We start from the raw sequence: 25,194 nt of genomic DNA, 5'->3' as shown, positions 1-25,194 counted from the left end.
AATCAACCCGTTGAATCCAACCATGACCGAACAGCCGCAACCACCTGCCCAAGAAGATGAACCGCGCAGAATCGCGATGGCCGTGGCCTACGATGGCACCGACTTCCACGGCTGGCAGCGGCAACCGAACGGAAGAAGCGTGCAGCAAACTCTGGAAGCGATGCTGACGCAACTGTGCAGCGGCACCCCCGTGACCGTTGTGGGAGCGGGCCGGACCGACACCGGGGTTCATGCCGATTGGCAAGTTGCCCATGCCGACGTTTCCACAAGGTTCGACGATGCCCGCCTGCTTCACGCGCTGCGGCGAATGGCTCCGCAAGATTTGGCGGTTCGCAACCTTGCCACCGCACCCCCTGATTTTCACGCCCGGTTCCGTGCGTTCCGCCGGACGTATCGCTACCGCATCATCACCGCTCCCAACCCGTTTCTTGCCCGATACGCCTACCGCTACGATGCGCCGCTGAACGTCCGGGCGCTGCACCGCGCCGCGCCCGCTTTTCTTGGCACCCATGATTTCACCACCCTGAGCAAGCACAATCCCGACACCCCAAACCCCGTGTGCACGGTTGAACGAAGTGAGTGGAAAGAGGTGGAGGGGGGAATGGAGTATTGGGTCTCCTCAAACCGATTTTTGTACGGGATGGTCAGGCTGCTGGTGGGAATTCAGATGGAGGTTGCGCGGGGGAAGCGGAGCGCGGAGGAATTGCCCGAGCTTCTGGCCCTGCGCGACCGCTCGCGGCAGGGAATGGCCGCCCCGGCGCAAGGCTTGTCGCTGGTGAATGTGGAGTATCCAACCCAAATTTTTCCGGCAACGGGATAACGCCAACGCCACCCCCCCCCAATGTCGCAAACCATGATTGAGGCCAAACCGTTATCTTCTCACCACAAACCGATCAACCGCTAACTACCATGAACAAGCGCACCATGTTCACGACGCTTCGACGCGCAACCACGGCACGGCTGCTGGTTGCGATTATCGCTGTTTCTTCCCCGTTTCTCCTTTCGCAATGTGGGCTAAATCTGTTCCCCGTCAGCGAGGACTCCAACATCGGGAAGCAGATGGATGCCGAAATCCAAAGTTCCCCCGACCAATACCCGATCTTGGAAAATGAGACCATCCGAGCATACGTGCAGGGGATTGTTGATAAGATCGTTCAATCGCCACAGGTGAAGTACCGCGGCAAATTCCCGTACAAAGCCACGGTCATCAACGACGACAAAACCTTGAACGCGTTCTGCACCCCGGGCGGCTACATCTATGTTTACACCGGGCTGATGCGATTCCTTGATGATGAGGCATCGCTGGCCGGCGTGCTTGGCCACGAAATCGCCCACGCCGAGGAACGCCACGGGACCGAACGGATGACCACCGCACTTGGTGCCCAAGTGGTGCTTTCGATTGCCTTGGGGGATAATCCCTCCAAACTGTCGGAAGTTGCCGGGAACGCTGCCGCGCTGCTGGCGATCCTGCGGAACAGCCGTGATAACGAGCTTGAGGCCGACACCCGCTCCTTCCAATACTTGCAATCCACGCAATATTGGCCAGGGGCAATCAAAGGGTTCTTTGTGAAGATGATCGAAAAACGTGGCGGATCGGGGAGCGCGCTGGAGGAGTGGACCAGCACCCACCCGCTGGACCAAACCCGCGTTGACAACGTCAACAAGCTGCTCCGCGAAAACAACACCCCCGCGCCAACCCAGGCCTCGCTGATGGGGGAGCAATACAAACAGATGCTGAGAAAGCTGAGATAAAAATGTGGGGGGGGGATGAGAATCCCTCCTCCACCAATCACCGATTGCCGACAACCGAAACCCAACATTCCTGATATGTCATTTCTTGATCGCTACGCCCAAGCGTTTGCGCGCACCGGAAGCCGGTTGTGCGTTGGGCTGGATACCGACCTTGCACTGCTCCCAAGCGTTGTGCGCGAAGCCGACGACCCGATGCTTGCGTTCAATCAAGCAATCGTGGATGCCACTGCCGATTTGGCCATTGCCTACAAACCAAACCTTGCGTTCTACGAAGCTGCCGGGCAACGGGGGATGGACGCGCTGCGCCAGACGCTTGCGGCAATCCCCCCACACGTCATCAAAATTGCCGATGCCAAACGGGGCGACATTGGCAACACCGCCGAACGCTACGCCCAAGCATTCCTTGAAGCAATGCCGTTCGATGCCATCACCCTGAACCCGTACATGGGGACCGACACCTTGAAGCCATACTTTAAGTTTGAAGGGACCTGCAAATTCGTTCTGGCACTGACCTCCAACCCTGGCTCGCAGGAATTCCAGCGGATTGAGTCGGGGGGGAAGCCGATCTACTTGCACGTGATTGACCGCTGCTTGGATGCCTTTGCTTCCACCGGCGACCTGGGCTTTGTGGTGGGCGCAACCCACCCGGAAGAGCTTGCCCGAATCCGCGAACACGTTGGCCCAGATATTCCATTGCTGATCCCGGGCGTTGGGGCGCAAGGGGGCGATGCGGCGGCGGTGATGGCCGCCAACAACGGCGGCGCGGCCTTCATCAACGTTTCGCGGGGGATTATCGCCGCAAGCAAAGGGGATGATTTTGCGCAGGCCGCACGCGCCGCCGCGCTGAAGTTTGCCGAAGAATTGCGCGATGGAGTTCCGGCCGCCTGAGTGGCTTCCCACAAGCCAGTTCCCCTTTTCCACCAAAGGTTGTATTGACACCGATCCCACGCGCTGCAATGGCCGAACCCTGCACCAAAGAATCCACACTCTACCCGCTCTGGACCCAGCGGGCAATCCCCGGGACTGAGTTCCTTTGCCGGGGCGGGGAGCGGATTCACCTGCTGTCGCCGGGGCATCGGAACACTGGGCCGGGGCCAGATTTTTTGGATGCGGTGATGCTGGCCAACGGCGTGCTGAAAACCGGTGCGGTGGAGATGCACCGCCACGAGAACGATTGGTTCCTGCATGGCCACCAGCACGACCCCGCCTACCAGCAAGTGATTCTTCATGTTGTTGCCCAGCCCGCAGCAACGGCGCGGTTGCCAATCCCAACGCTCTGCTGGGACCAGCTTCTTCGCGTGCCGGAAACCGAACCGCCGCACGCCGTGTTCCCCGATTCCGTTTCTGCCGATCTTCTTCGCGACCTTTCGTGGGGAAGGTTCCTGCGGCGCGCAACGGAAATTTTGCGGGCGCGGCAGGGGGGGGCAACGGTGGGAACGCACCTTCGCCACGAATTCCTTCGGCGGACGTTCGACGCGCTTGGATTCAGCCGCAACCGCGCCCCGATGCGAAGCCTTGCGGAGCTTGCCATCGGCCAGGAAGCGGACCTCCGTTCCGCTACGTTCCAGCAACTTGCGCGGGCGATTCTTGGCGGAGCGGGATACCCGTCCGAGCGGTTGCAACGGGTTGGCGAAGGGATGTTCGGGGCGGCGCGAACCCGGGCGATTCTGGCAACGCTTGGCTCCGCCGCAATTCCCGCGCTTCAGTGGGACGTGCGGTCCCGCCCGCACAACCTGCCGGAGTATCGGTTGTGGTCGGCGGCGTTGCTTCTGTTTGATCTGCATCAGCATGAGCTTCTTCCCAATCTTTTCCAGATTCTTTTGAACGAAGCAACGCCGTTCCAGCCGCTGGTTGCGCGGCTTCAGCAGTGGGGAGGGATTGGGGGATTGCTGGGCGATGACCGGGCTGGCGAGGTGGTCCTGAATGCCTTCCTTCCGGTTGCGCTGGCCGGAGGATTGCTGGCCGAACGGAACGATCTGCTCCGTGCTGCGTGCATCTGCTACCGCAGCTTGCCAACGTTCGCGACCAACCGGTTGATCCGCACGGTTGAGGAACGCTACCTTCGCCGCGAAAGGCTGGTTGGTGCGTTCTGGCAGCAGGGGGCCATCGAGTTCTACCAACGCTACGTCCAGCCGGACCGCTCCGGCCTTTCGTTTGTCGCCGATCCGTTCGGCAATCCGTACACTATTCAACGACGATTTTCCGAGTATGCCAACAGCCACATTTACCAACTTCCTTGACCGCGCCCGCACCGTCAGCGATCTGCGCGCCGCCAGTTCGCTTCTCCATTGGGATCAAGAAACCTATATGCCGGATGGAGCCGCTGCCGTCCGTGCCGAGCAATCGGCCACGCTGGAGACCCTGACCCACCAAATGGCAACCTCGGACGAATACGCCGCCATGCTGGAGACCGTCCGCCAGGAATCGGAGCGGGGAGAGTTGGAGGGATGGGAGCAAAAATTGGTGGAGGAATCCCACCGCGAGTTCGAGCGTTCCCGCAAGTTGCCCGATGAGTTCGTGCGGGAGATGTCGCGGGTGCAATCGCTGGCCCACCATGCCTGGAGGAAAGCGCGGGCGCAGCAGGACTTCAGCATTTTCGCGCCATTGCTAGAGCAGATTGTTGGGCTGAAACGCCAGGCCGCGGAGTACTTCGGCTATGCCGAAAATCCTTACGATGCCTTGATTGACCAGTACGAGCCGGGGATGTTGGCTTCGCAGCTCCGCCCGGTGTTCGACCGCTTGCGGAAAGGGACGGGGGAGTTGCTGCAAAAAATTGCCGATGCCGGCGCGCCGCCCGACGACTCGGTGCTTTTCACCGATTTCGACCCCGAGCAGCAGCTTGCGTTCTCCAAAAAAATCATCCAGCAACTTGGGTTCGATTTCAACACCGGGCGGGTGGATCTTTCGGCGCATCCGTTCTGCACCTCGTTCGGCAGCAGTGATGTTCGCCTAACAACCCGCATCTTCCGCGACGACCTTCGCAGCTGCTTGTTTGGGCTGATGCACGAGGCCGGGCATGGGATGTACGAGCAAGGATTCGCGCCGCAGCTTCTCCGCACACCCCTTGCAGCCGGGACCTCGATGGGAATCCATGAATCGCAGTCGCTGCTGTGGGAAAATATGGTGGGGCGTTCGGAGGAGTTTTGGCAGTGGGCGTTCCCAGAGCTTGCCGGAACTTTCCCTGACCGGCTTGCCGGGTTCGATTCACTCAGCTTCTTCCGGGCCATCAATGTGATGAAGCCAAGTTTCATCCGGGTTGAGGCCGACGAGCTGACTTACAACATGCACATCATCCTCCGGTTCGAGATTGAGGATGACCTTATCAACGGGCGGATGAGCGTTGCGGAGATCCCCGCAGTCTGGAATCAGAAATCGCAGGAGTATCTGGGCATTGCCCCCCCGAACGATTCGTTGGGCTGCTTGCAGGACATCCATTGGTCCTTTGGTGGGTTCGGCTACTTTGCCAGCTACACGCTGGGGAAACTGTATGCCGCAATGTTCTTCAACCGCGCAACGGAGCAGCTGCCGGACTTGCGCCAGCAGATTGCGCGGGGTGAGTTCGGAAGCCTGTTGGGGTGGCTGCGGGAGAACCTGCACCAGTGGGGAAAATCCAAAAACGCTGCGCAGTTGGCCAACGACATCTGCGGCCGCCCGCTGACCGAAACGGACTTCCTTGCCTACCTTGATCGGAAGATTGAGCGGGTGTACGGAAAGGGATAACAGGGGAGCGATATGAAATCGGGAGGGCCGGAAGCGGGTTATCAATCAGTTGAATCATGGTGACGAAAAAGAATAAAGGAGCAACATCTGAGCCATCCCCAAAAGGGAACGGCGTGCGGAAGGCCGAGCGGAAAGCTGCGGTCGCGCCCCCGGCTGCCCCTTCCGCTTCCGGTACCGACCACCCCAACGGCCTTCCCGTTCACGAGCCGGTGGACCTTTCGGCCAAGCACAAGGCGCAAGCCCGCGCCGCGCTGGGGACCTTGCTAGAGTTCGCAAAGCGGAACCTTCGGAACTGCGATGCGGATTTAATCAGCCGTGCGTTCTACCTGTGCGTTGATGCCCACAAAAACACGATTCGCGCCTCGGGCGAGCCATACTGGACCCACCCGTTCGCCGTGGCGTTGATTGTGGCAAAGGAGATTCCGCTGGATGATGTTTCCGTTGCTTCGGCACTCCTCCATGATGTTGTGGAGGACACCCATTACACCATCGAGGATATCCGCGCCGAGTTCGGCCCGGTGATTGCCGAGATTGTTGACGGCGCAACCAAAATCACCGATGTCTTCAAAAGCCACGAGGTGACCCAGGCGGCAAGCTACCGCAAACTTCTCCTCTCGATGGTCAACGACGTTCGGGTGATGCTGGTGAAGTTTGCCGACCGCCTGCACAACATGAGGACCCTGGAATACCTTTCCCCGCAAAAGCAGCAACGCATGGCGAAGGAGACGCTGGACATCTTTGCTCCGTTCGCCCACCGCTTCGGGTTGGGGAATATCAAGTGGGAGTTGGAGGACCTGTCGTTCAAGTACTTGAATACGGAAGCCTACAATCAGCTAAAGCTCAGCTTGAACGCAAAACGGCAGGAGCGGGAGGCGTACATCGAGCGGTGCGTCCAGCCAATCAACGAGCGGCTGACCGATGAGGGGTGGAAATTTGAGCTGATTGGCCGCCCGAAGCACCTGTACTCCATCTACAACAAGATGCTGATTCAGGGGAAGACGCTGGATGAAATCCACGACCTGTTCGCCATTCGGGTGATCCTTGACACCGACCATCCGAACGACTGCTTCACGGTGTACGGCATCATCTCGGAAATCTACACGCCGGTCCCCGAACGCTTCAAAAACTACATTTCGGTCCCAAAAAAGAATGGCTATCAGTCCATCCACACCACGGTGATCGGGCCGGATGGGCGGCAGCTTGAGGTCCAGATCCGCAGCCGCAAAATGCACGAGATTGCCGAGAAAGGGGTGGCCGCGCATTTTATCTACAAGGAGACCTCCGTCAACCCGCTGATCCAGGAAGATCACCAGCTTGAGGAGTGGGTCAATTGGATTCGGGATGTGTTCGAGACCACCTCCGGCGAGGATGCTCCGGGGCAGGTGTTGGAGAGTTTCCGGCTGAATCTTTTCCAGGATGAGATCTATTTGTTTACCCCCAAAGGTGAGCTTCGCATCCTCCCGAAAGGCGCAACCCCGATTGATTTTGCGTTCGATATCCATTCCAAAGTGGGGTGGCATTGCATCGGCGCGAAGGTCAACGGCAGGATTGTCCCGCTGGATACCGAACTGAAATCGGGGGATCAAGTAGAAATCTTGACCTCCAAAAACCAAACTCCCAGTGCCAACTGGGAGAAGTTCGCCGTCACCCACAAGGCTCGCAGCGGCGTGCGGAAATGGCTGAACGAGGACCACCGCAAACGCATCCAAGCCGGGCGCGAGGCGTTTGAACGCCGTGCCAAAAAGGAGAAACTCCACATCAACGATGATGAATTGGAGCGGGTGGCGCACCAGCTGCGGTTCGAGAATCGTGGTGAATTTTTTGCGGAGATTGGCTACGAGCGGATTGCGCCGGAAGCCGCCGTCGCCATGGTTCGCGACCGGATGAAGGCCGCATCCCCCGCGGCCCAGCAACCAAAGGAGGAGGTTTCCGCGCTTGACGGGCAAGCCATCTACAACCGGTTTGTGAACGATGCCCGCACCACCACCACCGGCATTATCGTTGACGGGACCTTGCAGGGGATGAAATACACCTACGCCGGATGCTGCAACCCAATCCCCGGGGACCAGGTGATTGGCGTTGTCACCACCGGCAAAGGCGTTACCATCCATCGGGTAACGTGCAGCAACGTGCTGGCGATGCTCCGGAACCCGAAGATGAGCAACCGGATTATTGACGTGCGGTTTGCCAGCGCCGATGGGTTCGAGTTTTTATCGGCAATCAAGGTGACGGGGGAGGACCGCCCGGGAATCTTGAACGACTTGACCCACGCCATTCTTAGCTACCAAAACACCAACATCCGAAGCGTCAATATCGAGTCGCAAGACTCGCTGTTCGAAGGGGTGCTGACGGTGATCGTGAAGAACATTGACCACCTGCACCGGTTGATGGAACGCCTGCGGAAAATCCGCAACGTCCAGAACGTGGAGCGGTTCGAGCAGGGGAGCGGGGAGTAACGGCTCGGCGACGGGAAGCCTGCGGTAACGCCCGGCATATCCAATCCACAAATGCGAAAAAACTACGACGACCCAATCCCCGAGCCACCCCTTGATCCATTGGTGGTGGATCCCACTGCGTTCCGAACCGAGCAGCGGCTTGCGCGGCTTCGGGCCACCATCGAACGCCGCCAGCCAACGCTCCATCTGGTGATGGAAGATGTGCACGATCCCCACAACGTTTCGGCAGTGCTCCGGACCTGCGAAGCGGTGGGCGTGGGGATGGTGCATCTGGTCTATGTGGAGGAAAAATTCCCGAAGATTGGCCGCACAAGCTCGGCCAGCGCGTGGAAATGGGTGAACATCCAGCGGTACGACTCCATCGAGGAATGCTACGGCGCGCTCCGTTTGCAGGGCTGCCAGATTTACGCCACGGACCTTAGCGAGCGGGCGCAAAGCCTTTACACGCTGGACCTTGCCAGCCCCGTGGCGTTGGTGTTTGGGAACGAGCATCGCGGGGTGTCGCCCCAGGCCTCAAGCCTTGCCGACGGGAACCTCCTGATCCCGATGACAGGGCTGGTTCAAAGCCTGAACATCTCCGTTGCCTGCGCCGTCACCCTGTACGAAGCCTACCGCCAGCGCGAAGCCGCCGGGCTGTACGCCAAACCACAGTTCCCCCCCGAAATGGTCGAATCGCTGGTGATGGAATGGGCAAGAAAATGAGGGTGCGGAGAAGACACGCCACCAGGTGCAGCCGCCCCAGAACCAACAACTACCGAAGAAGAAATGAAAGAACTTCAATTCTCCGTTGAGATCAATGCCACGAAAGAAAGAGTTTGGGAGACTTTGTGGCAGGACGAATCGCTCCGTGAATGGGCAAGCATCATTGACCCGGGAACGTACATGGTGGGCGATTTGAAAGAAGGGAGTGAGGTCCAGTTCATCTCCTCCGAAAGTGGCTACGGCGTAACAAGTTTGGTGGAGAAACTCACGGTGAACGAGTTCCTTCTGCTCAGGCACCGTGCCGACACGCAGGAAGAAGGGGCGCAAGAGCGCGACAATGAGTGGACCGGCGGCGAAGAAACCTACGCACTCTCAGAAAGCAACGGGGCAACAACGCTAACCGTGGCATTTGATGTTCCGCCGGAATTAGAAGGGTATTTCAAGACCAACTACCCCAAAGCTCTGAACCGAGTAAAGGAATTGGCGGAGGGGGAGAAGTGAATCTTACCCCAACCCCAACCGCAGCGAGCACATCGTTAAATCATCGGCATCGTTGGTGGCGATGATGGTGATGCGGTTGGGCGCGCCTTCGGCCACAATCTGGCGCATGGCTTCGATTCCCTTCTCGTCCAGGTTGGTGGTTGGTTCATCAAGAATTAGGAACGTTGGCAAGTGGGCCAGCGCGCAAATGAACTTCACCCGCTGAAGCATCCCACTGCTGAACGTGCGGAGCAGCTCGTGCTCCCTTCCCAACAATCCAAACCGCTGGAACAACTCCTTCCCATACTCTTCCCCAAGCGGAAGCCCGCGCAGTTTTTGCACCATCTCCAAATGCTCCCACGCGGTGAACTCGGTGTAAAGCTGAAGGTAGGGGGCAACAAATCCCAAATGTTGCGGCAGTTGTTCATCCGGCAGGGGCGTTTCTTGCAGGCTCCATTCCACGGCCCCTTCGGTGCGTTCGGCCACGTTGGCCAGCACCTTCACCAGCGTTGATTTCCCCGAGCCGTTGTTCCCCGTAACCGCCAAAACATCGCCCGCAGCAAGCTGGAAAGTGATGTTGGAGAAAATCGTCCGCAGCCCGAATTGTTTGGCAATGCCGGCGACCTTCAGTGCGGGGCGGGGTGGGGCGGTCATGGGGCAATCACCGCCACTTTGCCAAGCGTTGGGGTCCCGCCGTTCACGGAAATTTCGTAGAGATAGACCCCGGTTGGAACCAGCCGCCCGGCGTTGTCGCGCCCGTCCCAAACCACCCCAAGCAGGTTGTTTGCCCCCTGAAGCTCCGTCTGCTCAAGCTCCCGAACCCGTGTGGCTGCGGTGGAGTAAATCCAAACTTTGATGTTCTTTATCAGCTGGTCGGTTCTCTCAACCGCGAACACCAGTTGGTTCCCGCCATCGGCAACAAAAGGCTGGGGCGAGGGCTTCACGGCGATGAAATTGGTCTTGGACCCGTTGACGATTGGGTTGATGCAGAAATGCTGATGGGGAAGGGTGAGCTTGTAGAAAACCACCGTATCCTGCCCGGCGGTGATTGCCGCGAAACCGGAACGATCCTCGGCGTCGGACTCCAGAGTGAACTCCTCCAGCTTTGCCCCCGGCCCACCGGCTCCGTTGGCGATGTCCCATTTTGCGTTCGTCACCACGTAGTCAACGGTGTCGCGCACGTTCGGGTTTTCGGTGGGGATCACCAGCCGGTACAGCCCGAAACTGAGGGGATAGAGAAGGTCCGAGGCCATTGCCGCGCCACTGCTAAGCGATGCCGTGGCCGCCGTTCGCATCCCACGCGAGCGGTTGAGCGTGGCCGCGTCGTAGAAATATTGGGTGTCGCGCGTGCGCTTGCCGGTGTAGTAGCACCACTCGGCAAACTGGCACCAACTGTTCTGCAGGTTAAAGCTCCGTTTGCGAAGCGCGGCATCAATCGCGCTTAGGCTTTCGCGGCTGCGGAATTCTTCCCAAATCTCCCGCACAACGCTCTTCCCAAACTGCTTGGATAGATATTCCAAGTAGAGCATGTGGGCGTATCCGGTCACTCCATCATCAACCTCATTGGTGGCAAAGCCATATTTCTGCGGGGCCTCCAGGAAAGCATCGGTGTATTGTTCGTAGTCATCAACATCGGGATGGACGACGCGCTCGAACCAGACCGAGGTGGCTTCATACAAGGCCTTCTGGCTGATGGTGGAAAGCGGGGCAATCGCGCAGCGGTAACCGAACTGGACCATGTGGTTGAACTCATGGGCAGTGGTGACTTTCAGCGCAGCAATGCCGCTGGTTTGCTTGTAGATAGCGGGGTCGTAGTCGTTATCCACCACAAGGAAGGAGGGGACGCGGCCATCGGAAAGTTGGTTCTGCGTTTCGGGAAATGCCGCGCCGTAGAAGCCGCTGGGCATATTGCAGACATAGACATCCAAACGGGAATCGGGTCCCCCTTCTCCAGACTTCTGATTGTCGGGCGGGGGGGCTTGGAAGCCGTATTCCTCAATCTCAATCTGCCACGCATACTCCATGTAGAAATCCACCGAATCAATGTAATCGGGGATGCCGTTGGCGTTGTTATCAACCTTGCTGACCGCATCGGCACCGGTTTGGGTGTAATGGATCAGGAAATGGTTGTTGCGGCTTGGGATCGAGAAGGGCAAGAAGGGGCGCGAGCCGTCGAAGTTCGATGCCGCAGATGCGCCCTGCAGTTCGGCCGATAGCTTCTTCCGCTCAGTCTCGGAAGCAACCACGAACGTGAGGCAGCGACCGTGCGGCGTGGCTTCGGCGGTTTCATCGTGCGTTTGCGCCGCCGCCGTCGGCCCGCCAACAACCAAGCCACCAACTACGCCAAGCAGAAGGAGGAAGCAACGAAGCAAGCGGTCGGCACGATGAAGCATGATATGTCCGGAAGAGTGTGGCCGGCGGCCAGTGGGAGAATGAGAGTGATGTTTCTTTTACAGCAACGCTTCGATCCGTTTGCGGTTCTCAAGCCGCCCGGCGCGGCGGATTCCGGCGGCATCGTAGCGGCGGCGTTCGTCGTCCGTTTCGGGGATCACGGGCAATGCTGGCAACGGTTTCCCCGCTTCATCAATCCCAACAAACGTCAGGTAGGCGGTGTTGGCGTGGAGCAGTGTTCCGGTCTGCGGATTCTCCATTTCAACCCGGACCCCAACCTCCATCGAGGTGTTGAAGACGCGGTTGACCGAGGCCTTCAGGATCACCACATTTCCCAGCTTGATCGGCGCATGGAAGCTCATGCCATCCACCGATGCGGTGACGCACACGCGGCGCGAGTGGCGCATGGCAACCAGCGCGGCGGCGATGTCAATCCAGTGCATCAGCCGCCCCCCCAGCAGGTTGCCAAGTTGGTTGGTGTCGTTCGGCAGGACCAGCTCGGTCATCACCACTTGCGATTCGGCGACGGTGCGGGGTTCGGCGGAAGAGATGGTATTCATGGAGAGTGTTAGCGTAAAAGTTCTTGTTGCACTTCTCGGATTCTTCCAAGAAGCGGGTTTGTGGGGTTTTCATCAATGAATTTCTGCACCGCGCTCATCGCTTCCTTGTCGCGGCCCAGCAGCTTCAGGGTGCGGGCTTTTTCCTCCAACGCTGGGACCTGGTAGCGGCTGTCGGGATAGAGGTCTATCACTTTTTGGTAGTAGATCAGCGCGGCGCGTGGGTCGTCCAACTTGCGGTACTGCTCGGCAATCGAGAATTCTTTCTGCGCCAGCTTATCACGAAGTTCGGCCACCCGTTCGCGAGCAATGGTGTTTAAGCTGTCGTCCTCGGGATAAAGGTCGGCAAAGATTTTGAACTGCCGGATTGCCGTTTCGGTGTCCCCCTGGTCGCGGTCGAACTTTGGCGACGACTCAAAGTAGCACATCGCCGTTTGGAACAATCCGCGCTTGTAGTAAGGGCTGCTGGGGAAGGAGCGGAGCAGTTTGTTGTAGTGGAACGCCGCCAGCTTGAATTGCTCGTCGCGGTAGTAGGTTTCGGCAAGGTAGAACTGCGCGTCGTCGGCAACGTCGGCGGCGGGGTCCTGGGTGACGATAACGTCGAACAGTTCCGCAGCTTTGATATAGTCCTTGTCCTCAAGCAGCCGCATGGCTTCTTGGAACCGTTCGGCGGTTGTCATGGTTTGGGTGGAGTTCCCCGATCCGGAGCAACCGGAAATGCTGGCAGCAGTGGCCGCAAGCAGAAGAAGCAGAGAGAGATGACGCATCAATTGCATTCTACGAAATGGCGAAAAATTGAACGCAGCCTCAGTTGCTGCGGACTGTGAAAAGCAAGATCACCGAGACGGCTGCCGCCCCCAGCACGATTGCTGGTTCCATCACCGTATCCCAAAAACCGGAACTGGGGGGAGCGACGTTGACACCGTGAAGATAATCGTAACCGGGCTGCTCAATCAATGGCAATGCCGATGCCGCAACGGTGTCGTGGCGGACGGCGGTGAACTCCTGCTGGCGTTGCGGGGCGGACCCGGTTGGGGCGAATATCGCCGCAATCGTCACCCTGCATTCCCGTGCAATGGTTTCCGATTCGATGCCATTGCGGTACAGGATGCGTAGCTCGGTAAAAGCAAGGGTGATTGCTGGCACGCCGCTTCCGCAATCCCGCAGCCCGACCCCCCGTTGCGCGGCTTGTTTCACCGCTGCTTCCTGCAGCAACCACGCTGCCGGATGCTCGGCCACCGAACAGCACGCCGTTGGGCCGTTCGCCATCGCGAATGCCGAATCGGCAAGGGAGCCGGCGCAATCCCGAACCAGATCAAGGTTGGCGGGCTGGGACCACGCCGCCGCGCCAGCTATCAGCAACAGAAGCAGGGGGACCCGGCATCGGTTGGCAACAATCAAGATGGCAGACATGGCCGCGTTTCCGGTTCCTTCATTCAGTGGGACAACGTTGGCCGTTCCTGCCAATCCAATCGGCTGAAACGGGGGAGTGCAAAACTACAATCTTAGCAACACTGCCCCAATGAAGGGCACATCCTGTAAACAATCATAAAAACGTTTGGAAGCCGCAACCCCAACAGCCTATATTCGCAGGCTCTGAAAGCAACCGACGCTTAGAATATATCCAATGCCTCAGCACGTATCAGCAGAAAAACGAGTTCGCCAGACGGCACGCCGCCGCGCCCGTAATCGCTTCAACAAAGTGATGATGCGCAATGCGTTGAAAGCCGTGAACACCGCCGCCACCAAGGATGAGCTGGCCGAAAACATCCGCCAAGCAACACGTATCCTTGACCGCTTGGCAACCAAGGGATTGATCCACAAAAATTTTGCCGCAAACCGCAAGTCCAAAATGGCTCACAAGTTGGCCGCGATGGCTGCGTAAGCAAGCAACGGAACAATGCAGCCGTAGCTCAATTGGATAGAGCATCTGACTACGGATCAGAAGGTTTGGGGTTCGAGTCCCTACGGCTGCGCCAGATCAGGCCTCACAGAAAATGTGAGGCCTTTTTTATTCGTGAACTTCTGCTCCGTATCTGCCCATGAGGATTGCCTTCGTATCGCAAACGTGGCCCGAGAACGCGACCGTTGAGTTCGCCGGCTCCAGCGTGCAGGTCTATTATCTTGCCCAGGAGTTCGCCCGGCGCGGCCACGAAGTCCTGCTGATCCTTACCCACCAGATAGACCCCGTCAACTCCCCCTATCCCACCTTAACAATCCAAACCACCCCAATCGTTTCCGGGCTGCGGAACCATTTGGGCACATCGTGGCAACGCTCCGTCCAGAACTATCTCTCCAACTTCCAACCGGACATCGTCTATCAGCGGGGGAAGCTCCCTGAGTCGGTGGCGTGTGCTGCCTATTGCAAAAAGAACAACGCCCTGTTTGTGTGGCTAAGCAACAGCGACGAAAGTGGCAAGCGGAAAAAATTTCTGACGAAGCGGCGGAACCACCCAAACCCAAATGCCATCCGGCAAACGGGGCGGATTGTGGAGGCCGTTGCCGCGGATTGGCTGATTGAACGCGCCATTCGCACCGCCTCAATCGTGATTGCCCAAAATGCTTACCAGGCCGATCTGCTCCGCAAAAATTTTGCGATGGACCCGATCATCCTCGGCTCGGGACACCAGATTCCAGCAAGGGACGAACGCCCGCCAAGCAACGAACTCTCGGTGCTGTGGCTGGCAAACGTCACCCCGGTGAAACGCCCGCTGCTGTTTGTTGAGGTGGCGGAACATGTATCGGGCGATCCCATCCGCTTCACCATGGCCGGGGCAATGCACAACCAGGAGCTACGCCAGGAAATCCAGCAGCGAACCGCACGGCTGCCACGCTTCACTCTGGTTGGCCACGTCCCGTTCCACCAGTCAAATTCCTTTTTCCGCGCGGCTGATGTTTTTGTCACCACCTCAAGCAGCGAAGGGTTGCCGAACACGCTGGTGCAAGCCTGCATCCATGGCGTGCCGATTATCAGCCTGCAGAACGATCCCGATGGTGTCATCAACAAGCATGGGTTCGGGATTGTGGTGGGGTCCGTTGCCGAGCTTGCCAACGCCCTTCGCCAGCTTGCCAGCAATCACCAAGCAAGAAAAGAAATGGGGCGAAGAGCAAGGGAGTTTGCCGAGGAGAACTACGATATTCGGATATTGGTTGACAAGCTGACGGAGGTGTTCCAGCAAAGGCTCCATCGCCAAAAATTTGCTGGCAGCATTCCGTAATCCGATTATCCATGAGTTGATCCAGAAGATGTACGCTGCCGTTCCCACCTCCATTGCCCACCGGCTTGCTTCCGGCGTGGTGATCCCCGCGCACCCCCTTGCCCTTACCCCCGAACGCCGCCTTGACGAACGCCGCCAGCGCGCCCTTACCCGATACTACCTTTCGGCTGGCGCAGGGGGCGTTGCCGTTGGGGTTCACACCACGCAATTCTCCATTCGCCAGCCGCAGCACGGGTTGTTCCGTGCGGTGCTGGAGCTTGCGGCGGAAACCGCTGCCGAGTTCCAAGCCAGCACGCCGGTGCTGGTTGCCGGCATCTGCGGGCGGACCCAGCAAGCCGTTGCCGAAGCCGCAACCGCTGCCGAGCTTGGCTACCATGCCGGGCTGGTTTCCCTTTCGGCATTTGCGGGCGCAAGCGAGCAGGAGGCGTTAGAGCATTGCCGTGCGGTTGCCCAGGGGATTCCGCTTTTTGGTTTCTACCTTCAGCCAGCGGTTGGCGGGCGGGCGTTGTCGGCGGAATTCTGGCGGCAGTTTGCCCAGATTCCGAACGTGGTGGCGATTAAAATTTCCCCGTTCAACCGCTACCACACCATTGACGTTCTGCGCGGCGTGATCGAGTCGGGAAGGGGGGACCAGATTGCGCTGGTTACCGGCAACGACGACGCAATCGTTGCCGACCTGCTGGCGGAGTACCAGATGCCGCACAACGGCATGATCCACCGCAAACGGATTGTTGGCGGGCTGCTTGGCCATTGGGCGTTTTGGACGCAACGGGCTGTTGAGCTTTTGAAGCGATGCCATGCCGAGTATGCCAGCGGCGCAATCACCCCAAGCCTGCTGACGCTTGGGGCGCAGATCACCGAAGCAAACGGCGCGTTCTTCGATTTCGCCAACGGGTTTGCCGGATGCATCCCGGGAATCCACGAAGCGTTGCGGCGGTCCGGTTTGCTGGCCAATCGCTTCTGCTTGGACCCCCACGAGGAGCTTTCCCCGGGCCAGCTGCGGGAGATTGACCGCATCTATCAACTCTACCCCCATCTTACCGATGATTCCTTCGTCCGCGAACACCTTGACCACTGGCTGAGATGACCGCTATCTGAACATGCTCCCTAACTGAGATACCAGCAACGAACCCAACCGCTGCCAAACAATGGACCTTTTGCAACCCCCGTTCAACATTGGGATTATCGGCTGCGGCGCGATTGCCCGCGAGCATCTATCCGCCATTCAAGCGATTGATGGACTAAGGCCCTACGCCTACTGTGATGTGCACCCCGAGCGAGCTACGGCACTGCTGCACGACCACGGCGGAAGCTACGCCACCGCCGCGCCGGAACGCCTGCTGGGGGACCCGAATATTCAAGCCCTGTACATCTGCACCCACCACGACACCCACACCCAGCTTGCCGTTGCCGCCTGCAAGGCAGGGAAGCACGTGATGATGGAAAAACCGCTGGCACTCACCGTTGAAGAATGCGCCGAAATCGGTCAGGCTGTTGAGGAATCCGGGGTGAGGTTTATGACTGGCTTCAAGCTCCGCTACAACCCTGTGGTGCTGAAGCTGCGGGAGTTTCTCCCCAACCCAACGTTCGTCATGGCGCAAATTATGGACACCCGCTGGCCGGATGATTTTTGGGCGCAGGACCCGCAGAAAGGTGGGGGGAATGTGCTGTCGCAAGGGTGCCACGCCATGGACCTTGCGTGCCACCTGAATGGTTCCGATCCAACAGAAATTTTTGCCGAGTGCGGAACCCGCAGCCACACCGGAACCGAGGTGATTGATTCCCTTGTTGCCACCATCCGCTTTGCCAACGGAAATTTTGCCAGCGTGGCGATTGGCGACAGCGGAACCGTCCCCTATCTCTCCAAATTCACCTTCCAAGCCGTTGGCGGCGGGCGTTCGGCATTGCTGCACGACCGCTTGAAACGCGGGGAATATTTCGATGGCGAGGCCTCCCAGACGGTGGTGCAGGAGCGCGAAATGGGGATGGAGGGGGAGAACCGTGAGTTCCTTGCCGCGCTGGCCGAGGGCCGCCCGCCCGCAACTGGTTGGCGCGATGGTTTGCGGGCAACGGCAATGGTCCGCGCTGCGTTCCGCGCCGCCGAAACACGCATGGCGCAACCGCTTACCCTTCCCACAAACCGATGACCACACAACCGCCACCGGGGGATTGGCCCAGCTTCCGCCACGACCCAGAGCTAAGCGGGCACCAGCCGCTGGCCGGGGCCATTCAGCACCCGGCGGTGATTGCTCGGTATCCAATCCGTGGCCCGGTCTTCCATGCCGAGCCGTTTGTTCTGCGCGGCGAACCGCTGCTGCTGATGCTGTGGGGCGGATCCCTCCATTCCCTTCGGCTGGATGGAACGCTCCGTTGGAAATCAATCCCGATGGGCTTTGAAGGGGTTGTTGCCGTGGACGATCTGGACAACGATGGCCGGGTGGAAATCGCCCTGACGAACGGGCGCACACTTGCCGTGCTGGATGCCGAGAGTGGCGCGGTCCTGTGGCAGGAATATCTTGGCCCCCCGTACTCCGCTGGGTTCATGCCCACCGGCGCGCTAGTTCACCATTTCCCGCAGATTGGCCACGGGAAGCAGTTGGCGATTGGCTTGCTGAGTTCAAAGGAAGTGCTGCTGTACGATTTCACGCCGGGCGCAAGCAACCCGCGCCGGCTGCACACCCTTTGGATGGATGATTTCTTCCACCCAACGCTCCTTGCCTGCGACGTTGACGGCGACGGCCGGGACGAGCTGGTCGTCACCAAATACGCCGCCATTTACACCTTCGATCCCCTGACCGGCGCGCAGAAATCGGCTTGCCACTGGTCCAGCGGTGGGTCCGCAAAACGGAACTACGGCTTGTTCGTGGCGCGTGAGCTCGGGACCGGTCGGCTTGATTTTGCGGTTCTTTCCAACCGGGTTTCCAAGCACCTTGCGGTGGTTTCCAACAACGGGCGTGGGGAGCTTTCCATCGCCTGGGATCGCTTCATCGAGCATATCTATCCCACGGACCACCAGGAGCTTCGCTACAGCTTCAACTCCTGCGCCGACCTTGATGGGGACCGGCAGATGGAGATCGTCGTCAGCACCTTCAACACGTTGGGCGATGGGGCGTGGCATCTGGAAATTTTGGACGCACGGTCCGGCACGGTGCGGCTGGATTGCAAGGGGCTGATGCTGCATGGCGTGCAGAAAAATTCGCGGGGGGAATGGATGATTTTGGCAAGCCACCAAACCGAGCGGCAGCCGATGGAGTTCGCAACAATCGGGGCGTACTGCTACGATGGGCGCGGGCTTCGGATGGTGTGGGAGTTGGGGGAAGGCGCGTTCGTTGGGCGGTTCTGCGGGCATGATTCCACCACTTCCGTTTTCCGCTCGGAGCTTCCCCCCGAAGATGAGGTTTGGGCTGTTCCGGTTGATGGACTTCTCACCGTTCCCATTCTTGAGAAGGATGGGACGCTGCGGCTGTTCCAGGAGCACCGGGATGGTTGGAAATGGCACGCCACTTTCGCCGCCGGGAATGTGGCCGCGCTGCTGCTGTGCCAGGACCTTGACGGCGACCAGCGGACCGAGCTGTTGCTAAGTTGCTGGGATGGAACCTGCCAGATACTCCGCGCCGATGGAACGATTGCCAGCAGTTGGCAAACCGGGCTGCGGCTTCGCCCGGGGACCGGTCCATACTACCTTTCCCGCCCGATGCAGACCCCAACGGTTGCCAGCATCGGCGGCGATTGTTTCTGCGCCGTTCCCGATGGTGGGAACGGCATCCACCTGCTGAAATGGAGCTGCGAGGCCGAAGGCTTGGTTGCCAATTCCGTGCTGGCTGGGCGCGGGCGGATTGGCCCCGAGGAGACGTTTCACTCTGCCGATTTCACGATGCGGAGCAACCGATGGACGCTGCCACTAATCACCGTTGGTGGCGGGCGCAGTGCCTTGCGGTTGCATGAAGTTGGACCGTGCGCGGAAGAGGAACGGGGCAAGGAGGAGATCATCCGGTGTGATGAATTCCCAGCCGTGCCGGCGCAGCCTCCTGGCCGGATTGGGCTAAGTGAGTTCGCTTTTGTGGAAGCTGGCAATCGGCAATGGTGGGTGCTTTCCGGCTACGCTTCCGCCTCGATGAACAGCGAGCGGACGCTGGCCGTTGAGGCTTCGCCACCCCACACGCTGCTGTGGCAACGGGAGCTAATTGGGGAAGGGGAGGAAGGGCGCGGCTTCGGGCCTTGGAGTGCGTTGTCGGTGGCGGAAAAAAGGGATGGAAGGACCAGCCTTCTGTTCTTGGCGAAGGATACCGTCTGCGAGGTTGACGCGGCGACCGGACGATTTCTGGTTCCGCCGTGGCAGCTTCGCCAATACAACACCGCCCAGATGAACCAGCGCGGGCTAACGATGGATGATTTCGCGGCGTACGGCGCGCTGGTCCCCTGCGACGTTGATGGCGATGGAGTTCAGGAATATCTGGTGGCTGGCGCGTATGGCGGGGTTGGGGTTATCAACGCCGATCACACGATGCGCTGGTGGATCACGGCCCCGCTTTCATCGCTGTGCGGCAGCTTCCCGGGCATTGCTGATGTTGATGGAGATCGGCTTCCAGAACTTGGCCTAAGCTACGCCAACGGCGATTTCGTTTGCCTGCGTTCCAGCGATGGATTGGAGAAATGGAGGGTGCATCTTGGAAGCCAGGCCACCGGCGTTATCACCTGCGACAGCGATGGCGATGGCCGCCCAGAATTTGTGCTGGCAACGCAAGGGGGTGAACTGGTTGCGGTGGGTGTTGCCAGCAACGGCGTTGGCATCGTCCGGTGGCGGATGAAGTTTGGCTACACCCTGGGCCAGCCCATCGCTGCGGACATCAACGGGGATGGCAACAGCGAGGTGATTCTGGTAAGCGGGGAGGGGGAGGTGATAGTGGTGGGAGCAGGATAAAGGAGGGATGGGGTAGCGGCCCCGACCTCCGTCGGGATTAATAACAGGTCTTTAGCCTGCCGTGTCTTTTTGGGAGCGAGACGCCGAAGGCTAAAGACCTTCGGCTACCTCTTCCGATAGCTGTCCTGACCGAGTCGGGTAGCGGCCCCGACCTCCGTCGGGATTAATAACAGGTCTTTAGCCTGCCGTGTCTTTTGGGGGATCGAGAGGTAGCGGCCCCGACCTCCGTCGGGATTAATAACAGGTCTTTAGCCTGCCCAGCCAGATACGCCGAAGGCTAAAGACCTTCGGCTACCCTCGTGTCGGTGATTTTTGGGGATAAAAAAAGCGGCGCATCTGGGATTCAGATGCGCCGCTTGCGTCTTCAGATTGAAAGCGTTATTTGCTTAGAATCATCGTGTTCGTTTTGGTCCAATGGCCGGAGTTCAGGCGGTAGTAGTACAGGCCGGATGGGTAGCCGGAGGCATCCCAAGTGACGGTGTACTGGCCTGGCTGCAGGTATTGGTTCACCAAGGTTGCTACGCGCTCGCCAACGGCGTTGTAGATCACCAGCGAGGTTTGTCCATCAAGCCCAACGCCGAATGTGATATCGGTAGTTGGGTTGAACGGATTTGGCTTGTTCTGATCCAGGGCGTAGTCAATTCCGGTTGCTGTAATCAAGCGGAAGTTCAGGCCGCAGACGGAGTCAAGACGTGCCGCACCTGGCGAGGTTATCACCGAAGCGCAGCGGTCGCTGCCGATCAACGTAATCTGGAACGGCATGGCGGTTGCCATGGTGTCACCCAAGAAGGTGAGGAATTCCAGATAGAGCAATGGTTTGCCGTTGCCTTGCAGGAACTGCCCAGCCGGAGCCGTGAAGGTGGCCGTGAAGTTGCCAGCCGTTTGGTTTGGCGGTCCCATGGTCCAGCCTTCCATCAAGGTTCCTTGCAAGGTGACTGGTGGGGTCTGCAACGCCATCATTCCCTTCTCATAGTTGATCGTGAACTGCAAGTTGGAAATCTTGGCTGGATCCAAATTGGCATCCTCCAGCACCACCGGCACTTGCAGCTTGGTTCCTGGGTAGCGGACGTAATCGGTTGCAATGCTTGCCTTGGCCTGCACCACAAACGCCGATCCGGTGATCGGGGCAATCAGCTGCGGGTCAATGACCGTTGTGCTATCGCCGCTGTAGATCTCGAAGTGGACCTCTGCCGGATAGGTTCCTGGCGTCAGCGGTGCGTATTGGACCTCGAACTGCTCGGAAGCACCTTTCGCCACGCGAATGGGGAAGGTCTTCGTCGTCAACGGGCCGATGTAGTAGCCGCTGTTGGTAAGGTCAACCAGCGTTGCCTTCGTGATCTGGATGTCATCTTCGCCAGTGTTCGTCACGGTGACAAATCCGGTGCCGTTTTCGCACGTTAGGATGCTGCCAAAGTCGTGACCCTGGGCCGATACCCCAAGCGTGTAAGTGCGCCCTGCCAAGTTGCCGACGATCTTCGGCTCGCACTTGGTGAAGTCACCTTCAAGGATAACGGTGGCGGTGTGGTCGCCGCTTACGCCTGGCACGTACTCAACGCGAAGATCCACCGACGAATCGCGTGCCAACACCCACGGGCTGTTGCCCGGGTATTGTGGCAGCAACACATCTTGCCCGGCTGCCCAACGGAAGTTCGGATCCGCCAGCTCGATGCGGGTAATCGTTGTTGGCCGCGAGGATGCTGGCGATGTGATTGTGATCGTTCCCGCAACGTTCACCGAACCTGCTCCCGTGAACAGGTGGCGACCGAAGTCGTTATCGGTGATGCTTACGTGCGATTCGATCCCTTCGCCCAGCAGCACGTCCTCGATGGTTCCCGCGCTTGTGATCAGGCGAACGGTGCAGCTGTACGTGCGCTCATCTTTTGGATAGAAGAAGACGCGCTGGTACTTGTAGTTCGGGTTGTTCGGGTCGAACACCGGGATAACGTCGCCAGGGCTGACGCTAAGCGTTGGATCGCTCTTGTCCATCACGAAGTAGCCATCGTCAGCATCTTGGCCAACCAACAAGATGTCGGTCACGGTGAAGGTGCTGGTTCCGGTATTCCAGACAGGAACAACGGCAACGTACACGCCGGAGTCGCTCTTGGTGCAGGTGTTTTTGATGTTGCTAAGCCACCGTTTCTTCCAGTCGTAGCCGCTAATGTTTGGACCCGGCTTGGTGACGCGAGCAATCCAGACGGAGGTGTCGCGGCAGTCGCGGACGTTGGCCCAGAAACGTGCCGTGGTTGTGAAGACGCCGGTTTGATCGTTTGGCGTGAACTTCACGTTGATCGTGGTGCACTCGCCCGGGCCAAGCACGGTGTTTTTCAGCCGCTCAATCTCTGCCGGATCAACGGTGAACAGGCTGTTCAGCCATTCCACCACTGCCTGCCCGCTTGGGTTGGTGAAGAACACTTTACCGGAACGAGCTTGGTTGCAGATCTTCAGTTCCTTGGTACGGCCTTGCTTGTCAACGTCGTTCGAGAGGTCGAAGGTCCCGAAATCAAGGTCGTCAACGTAGATGCACGGTTTGGAGGTCTCGCCCCGCAGCCCAATCTTGAACTCGCCGCACTCTGTCTTGATCTTCACAGAGTCTTCGTACAAGCGGTTCTCAACGTTTGGCGTGATGTGCGCCTTGATCTCGAAGCACTCGCCTGGTTGCAGGGTTCTGTCAAGCGTGAATTTGTCGCCTGCTTTGCCGTCATGAACGATCTCAAAGCGTTGGGTCTTCAAGATGAGTTCAATCTCTTTAATCAGGATTGGGCGGCCAAGCGGGTTGCAGATTTTGATCGTGCTATCGGCCGATGTTGTGTTGATCGTTACCTGACCGAAGTCAATCACGCTGTCGCGTTGTGGTGTCAGCTCCAAACGCTCGGCAAAGTACTTGTAGGGGATACGGGTCTTCTTGCCGGTGCGGTCGGTGATGACCACGGTGGCTTCCGCATCCTCGTACTTGTTGATTGGCCGAACCTCAAACTCCACTTTCGTTTTGCGGATCACAAGGTCGGCACGAACTGGGTCAATAAAGACCAGTTTTGTGTTGACCGACCCTTTCTCCAGCGCGATGTTCCGCAGTCCAACGGGATTCTCGTTGATTGCCCGTGCTTTGACCTTCATCAGGTCGCAAACCTGCTCAATCTCTAACAACAGCGAGTCGCCAGGACCCAACGCGCAGCGCGACGGAGCCAATGGATAGGCGTACGCCATTGCGTTGTACTCTTCGTACTCAGAAGGATGGAGCAGCTTGCTGCCAGGCTTGTTGCCACCCGCACCGGCGGTGTTCGGCGAAGGATTCTTCTTGATTTTGCCTGGGCGGTACAGCTCCGTTCCTTTTAGGTTGCCATAGACAAAACCGTAGAACTTCACGTTCTCGCTGTTGCCACGAACGTAGTAGTCAATGCCTGGATTTGGACGGATGGTTCCCCAAATCAAGTCAGTGCCAGGAATTTTTCCACGGTTGAAGACGAACGGTTGTTCGGCGCCGGCACCGATCTTAATAAAGACGCTATCCTTGTACCGCTCTTCGGTGGTTAAGTTGAAGTAATGGCTCATCGCTCCATTTCCACCGTCGGTGGGATATGCGGGAGTATAGAATGGTGCAAAGCTGACCCACTGTTCGCGTGGGGTCATTTCCACCATCCAGGGTACCCCAAGCGCGTCGTAGCTGGCACCGATGTAGTTCCCCCAGTAGAGTGTGGTTCCATTGAAGCGGACCGCAGTGCTGGTGGAGTGCATGGCGATGGCTGCCGTATCGGTTTCGTAATACCGTGGCGAAGGAACACCGATAAGCGAGGTGTAGTTCTTCTGGTAGTCAATCTTGAAGTCGGAACGGTCGCCAGTGGAGCCGTTGGTTTCGTAGCCGTTGGTCTCGTAGTCTTGCTGCACGCCAACGATACGGACGATTTCGTGCGGGCGTTTCTCTTCGGTCTTTTCGCCTGGCTCGCCTGTTGGGCGGTTGCTATCCCATGCCGGCAGATAGACGAACTTTTTCCCCAACTGATCCTTCGATGCCATGGACTCCATCAGTGGATTCTTCATGGAGTTCTGCCCCAAGCCTGCGCCTAAGTCGCGGTTTGGTGTGCGGCTGGTGGTAGCGATAACGCCGATAGGATTGTTGGAGATAATGATGGATCCAGCAAGGTCCGGTTGTGGCGTGCCAAGATTCTCGGTAGCGGTGTCCACATAGCTTTGAACTTGGTATGCCTGATAGGCTTTCAACTCCACATCTACCGTTTTGGGGAATCCGTCCAATTGGGCCGTGTTGTAGATGGTGATGCGGGTGTCGTCGAATGCCGCAAGAACGGTGATCTCTGCCGGAGCAGTGCGCGGGAACCGCTGGTAGTTGAACTCACCACCTGGGTTCAAGTCGTTGATTACCTCACCTGGCATCATGTTGGCAAAGTACTCGGTGCCCCATGATTCCACGGGGATCGGGGTGAATGCCTCGCCACCGAAAGGGGTAGCGAAGTAGGCATAGACCACGATCGGGTAGTCGGCCTCGATCTTGAAGGTGTTGTAGGATGGCGTTCCGGAGAAGTTGACAACCGGGTTCGGTTGCGCCGGAACAATTTCGAATTTGCCTGCCTGCGGCACAATGGTCCGCGATGCCCCCGCGCCCGATCCCACACGCACCCTGTTCCCTTCCACCGATGAGTAGATAAAGAACTCAAAGCGTGGCTGGAATTTGGGCTGATAACGGTTGTCGAACGTGTTGGTGGAGGTGTCCGGGAAGGCTATCACGTACGTTAAGCCACCCTGGCACTCTCCAATGGTTGGTGCTTGCGCACGGAGCAGCCCCGGCAAGCAGGCCGCAAGGAACAACGCAAACAAAAAGGCCGTTATGCCTTTTGTTCGGTTCCTGCATGGAGTAGTTCGATTCATGCTGAAGTTCCCCAATAGGTTGAAGATTGGAAGTTGTATGAGCTGAGAACTGTCTGTTGATTCGGTAGAACGGGCAACCCGCGTGGCGCAGGTTGGCAATAAACAACAATCTGAAGGTG

At 58.5% G+C, this 25,194-nt stretch carries 19 protein-coding genes and 1 tRNA gene; 14 read left to right on the top strand and 6 right to left on the bottom strand.

The features are described from left to right. The first annotated feature begins 22 nt into the window (after nt 1-22). From truA to IPM61_00120, 8 genes are all read left to right on the top strand, one after another. Nucleotides 23-820 (top strand): tRNA pseudouridine(38-40) synthase TruA, encoded by a 798-nt coding sequence (gene truA, locus IPM61_00155; GenBank protein ID MBK8909718.1) that lies wholly within the window; start codon nt 23-25, stop codon nt 818-820. A gap of 89 nt (nt 821-909) precedes the next feature. Next, nucleotides 910-1,752: a M48 family metalloprotease gene (locus IPM61_00150; GenBank protein ID MBK8909717.1), complete on the top strand. Its 843-nt coding sequence runs from the start codon at nt 910-912 to the stop codon at nt 1,750-1,752. 75 nt (nt 1,753-1,827) lie between these two features. Continuing rightward, nucleotides 1,828-2,640 carry an orotidine-5'-phosphate decarboxylase gene (gene pyrF / locus IPM61_00145; GenBank protein MBK8909716.1) on the top strand — a complete coding sequence of 271 codons (813 nt, stop codon included), beginning with the start codon at nt 1,828-1,830 and terminating at the stop codon, nt 2,638-2,640. A gap of 68 nt (nt 2,641-2,708) precedes the next feature. Beyond that, entirely contained in the window at nt 2,709-3,992 is a 1,284-nt protein-coding gene (locus tag IPM61_00140) for a DUF2851 family protein (GenBank protein MBK8909715.1), read from the top strand. Beyond that, entirely contained in the window at nt 3,961-5,472 is a 1,512-nt protein-coding gene (locus tag IPM61_00135; GenBank protein ID MBK8909714.1) for a carboxypeptidase M32, read from the top strand. The genes IPM61_00140 and IPM61_00135 overlap by 32 nt, the downstream gene beginning before the upstream one ends. 56 nt (nt 5,473-5,528) lie before the next feature. Then, nucleotides 5,529-7,928 carry a bifunctional (p)ppGpp synthetase/guanosine-3',5'-bis(diphosphate) 3'-pyrophosphohydrolase gene (locus tag IPM61_00130; protein ID MBK8909713.1) on the top strand — a complete coding sequence of 800 codons (2,400 nt, stop codon included), beginning with the start codon at nt 5,529-5,531 and terminating at the stop codon, nt 7,926-7,928. Nucleotides 7,929-7,979: 51 nt separating this feature from the next. Further along, nucleotides 7,980-8,630, top strand: a complete 651-nt coding sequence (locus IPM61_00125; GenBank protein MBK8909712.1) for an RNA methyltransferase — start codon at nt 7,980-7,982, stop codon at nt 8,628-8,630. Between the two features lie 63 nt (nt 8,631-8,693). Next, the gene (locus IPM61_00120) at nt 8,694-9,131 is read left to right on the top strand and encodes an SRPBCC domain-containing protein (protein MBK8909711.1); all 438 of its coding nucleotides are present in this window, start codon (nt 8,694-8,696) and stop codon (nt 9,129-9,131) included. 3 nt (nt 9,132-9,134) lie between these two features. Here the strand turns inward: IPM61_00120 and IPM61_00115 are convergent, their stop codons facing one another. From IPM61_00115 to IPM61_00095, 5 genes are read right to left on the bottom strand one after another with little or no spacing between them, the layout of a single operon-like run. Beyond that, nucleotides 9,135-9,764 carry an ABC transporter ATP-binding protein gene (locus IPM61_00115; GenBank protein ID MBK8909710.1) on the bottom strand — a complete coding sequence of 210 codons (630 nt, stop codon included), beginning with the start codon at nt 9,762-9,764 and terminating at the stop codon, nt 9,135-9,137. After that, on the bottom strand, nt 9,761-11,503 hold the full coding sequence (locus IPM61_00110; protein MBK8909709.1) for a hypothetical protein: 1,743 nt from the start codon (nt 11,501-11,503) through the stop codon (nt 9,761-9,763). Before IPM61_00110 ends, IPM61_00115 begins: the two co-directional genes overlap by 4 nt. A 57-nt stretch (nt 11,504-11,560) precedes the next feature. Beyond that, nucleotides 11,561-12,061, bottom strand: a complete 501-nt coding sequence (locus IPM61_00105; GenBank protein ID MBK8909708.1) for an acyl-CoA thioesterase — start codon at nt 12,059-12,061, stop codon at nt 11,561-11,563. Between the two features lie 8 nt (nt 12,062-12,069). Further along, nucleotides 12,070-12,825: an outer membrane protein assembly factor BamD gene (gene bamD, locus IPM61_00100; protein MBK8909707.1), complete on the bottom strand. Its 756-nt coding sequence runs from the start codon at nt 12,823-12,825 to the stop codon at nt 12,070-12,072. A gap of 40 nt (nt 12,826-12,865) precedes the next feature. Further along, the gene (locus IPM61_00095; GenBank protein MBK8909706.1) at nt 12,866-13,471 is read right to left on the bottom strand and encodes a hypothetical protein; all 606 of its coding nucleotides are present in this window, start codon (nt 13,469-13,471) and stop codon (nt 12,866-12,868) included. A gap of 214 nt (nt 13,472-13,685) precedes the next feature. Here IPM61_00095 and rpsT point away from each other — a divergent pair, with 214 nt between their 5' ends. The 6 genes from rpsT (at nt 13,686) to IPM61_00065 (ending at nt 20,197) form a co-directional block, all read left to right on the top strand. Then, nucleotides 13,686-13,943 (top strand): 30S ribosomal protein S20, encoded by a 258-nt coding sequence (gene rpsT / locus IPM61_00090; protein MBK8909705.1) that lies wholly within the window; start codon nt 13,686-13,688, stop codon nt 13,941-13,943. Nucleotides 13,944-13,960: 17 nt separating this feature from the next. Beyond that, a tRNA-Arg gene (locus IPM61_00085) sits at nt 13,961-14,037 on the top strand. A 63-nt stretch (nt 14,038-14,100) separates the two neighbouring features. Further along, entirely contained in the window at nt 14,101-15,276 is a 1,176-nt protein-coding gene (locus tag IPM61_00080; protein MBK8909704.1) for a glycosyltransferase family 4 protein, read from the top strand. 28 nt (nt 15,277-15,304) lie between these two features. Further along, complete coding sequence (locus IPM61_00075; GenBank protein ID MBK8909703.1) at nt 15,305-16,363, top strand: dihydrodipicolinate synthase family protein; 1,059 nt, start codon at nt 15,305-15,307, stop codon at nt 16,361-16,363. A 61-nt stretch (nt 16,364-16,424) separates the two neighbouring features. Further along, complete coding sequence (locus tag IPM61_00070; protein MBK8909702.1) at nt 16,425-17,423, top strand: Gfo/Idh/MocA family oxidoreductase; 999 nt, start codon at nt 16,425-16,427, stop codon at nt 17,421-17,423. Next, nucleotides 17,420-20,197 (top strand): hypothetical protein, encoded by a 2,778-nt coding sequence (locus IPM61_00065; protein MBK8909701.1) that lies wholly within the window; start codon nt 17,420-17,422, stop codon nt 20,195-20,197. The genes IPM61_00070 and IPM61_00065 overlap by 4 nt, the downstream gene beginning before the upstream one ends. 378 nt (nt 20,198-20,575) lie before the next feature. On the opposite strand, the gene IPM61_00060 is transcribed toward IPM61_00065, so the two are convergent. After that, entirely contained in the window at nt 20,576-25,075 is a 4,500-nt protein-coding gene (locus tag IPM61_00060) for a choice-of-anchor D domain-containing protein (protein MBK8909700.1), read from the bottom strand. Nucleotides 25,076-25,194 lie beyond the last annotated feature (119 nt).

This window comes from Chlorobiota bacterium, assembly GCA_016710285.1.
Lineage (GTDB): Bacteria > Bacteroidota > Ignavibacteria > OLB7 > OLB7 > OLB7.
Note: the sequence above shows the minus strand (reverse complement) of the source record. Positions and strands in the feature narration are given on the sequence as shown.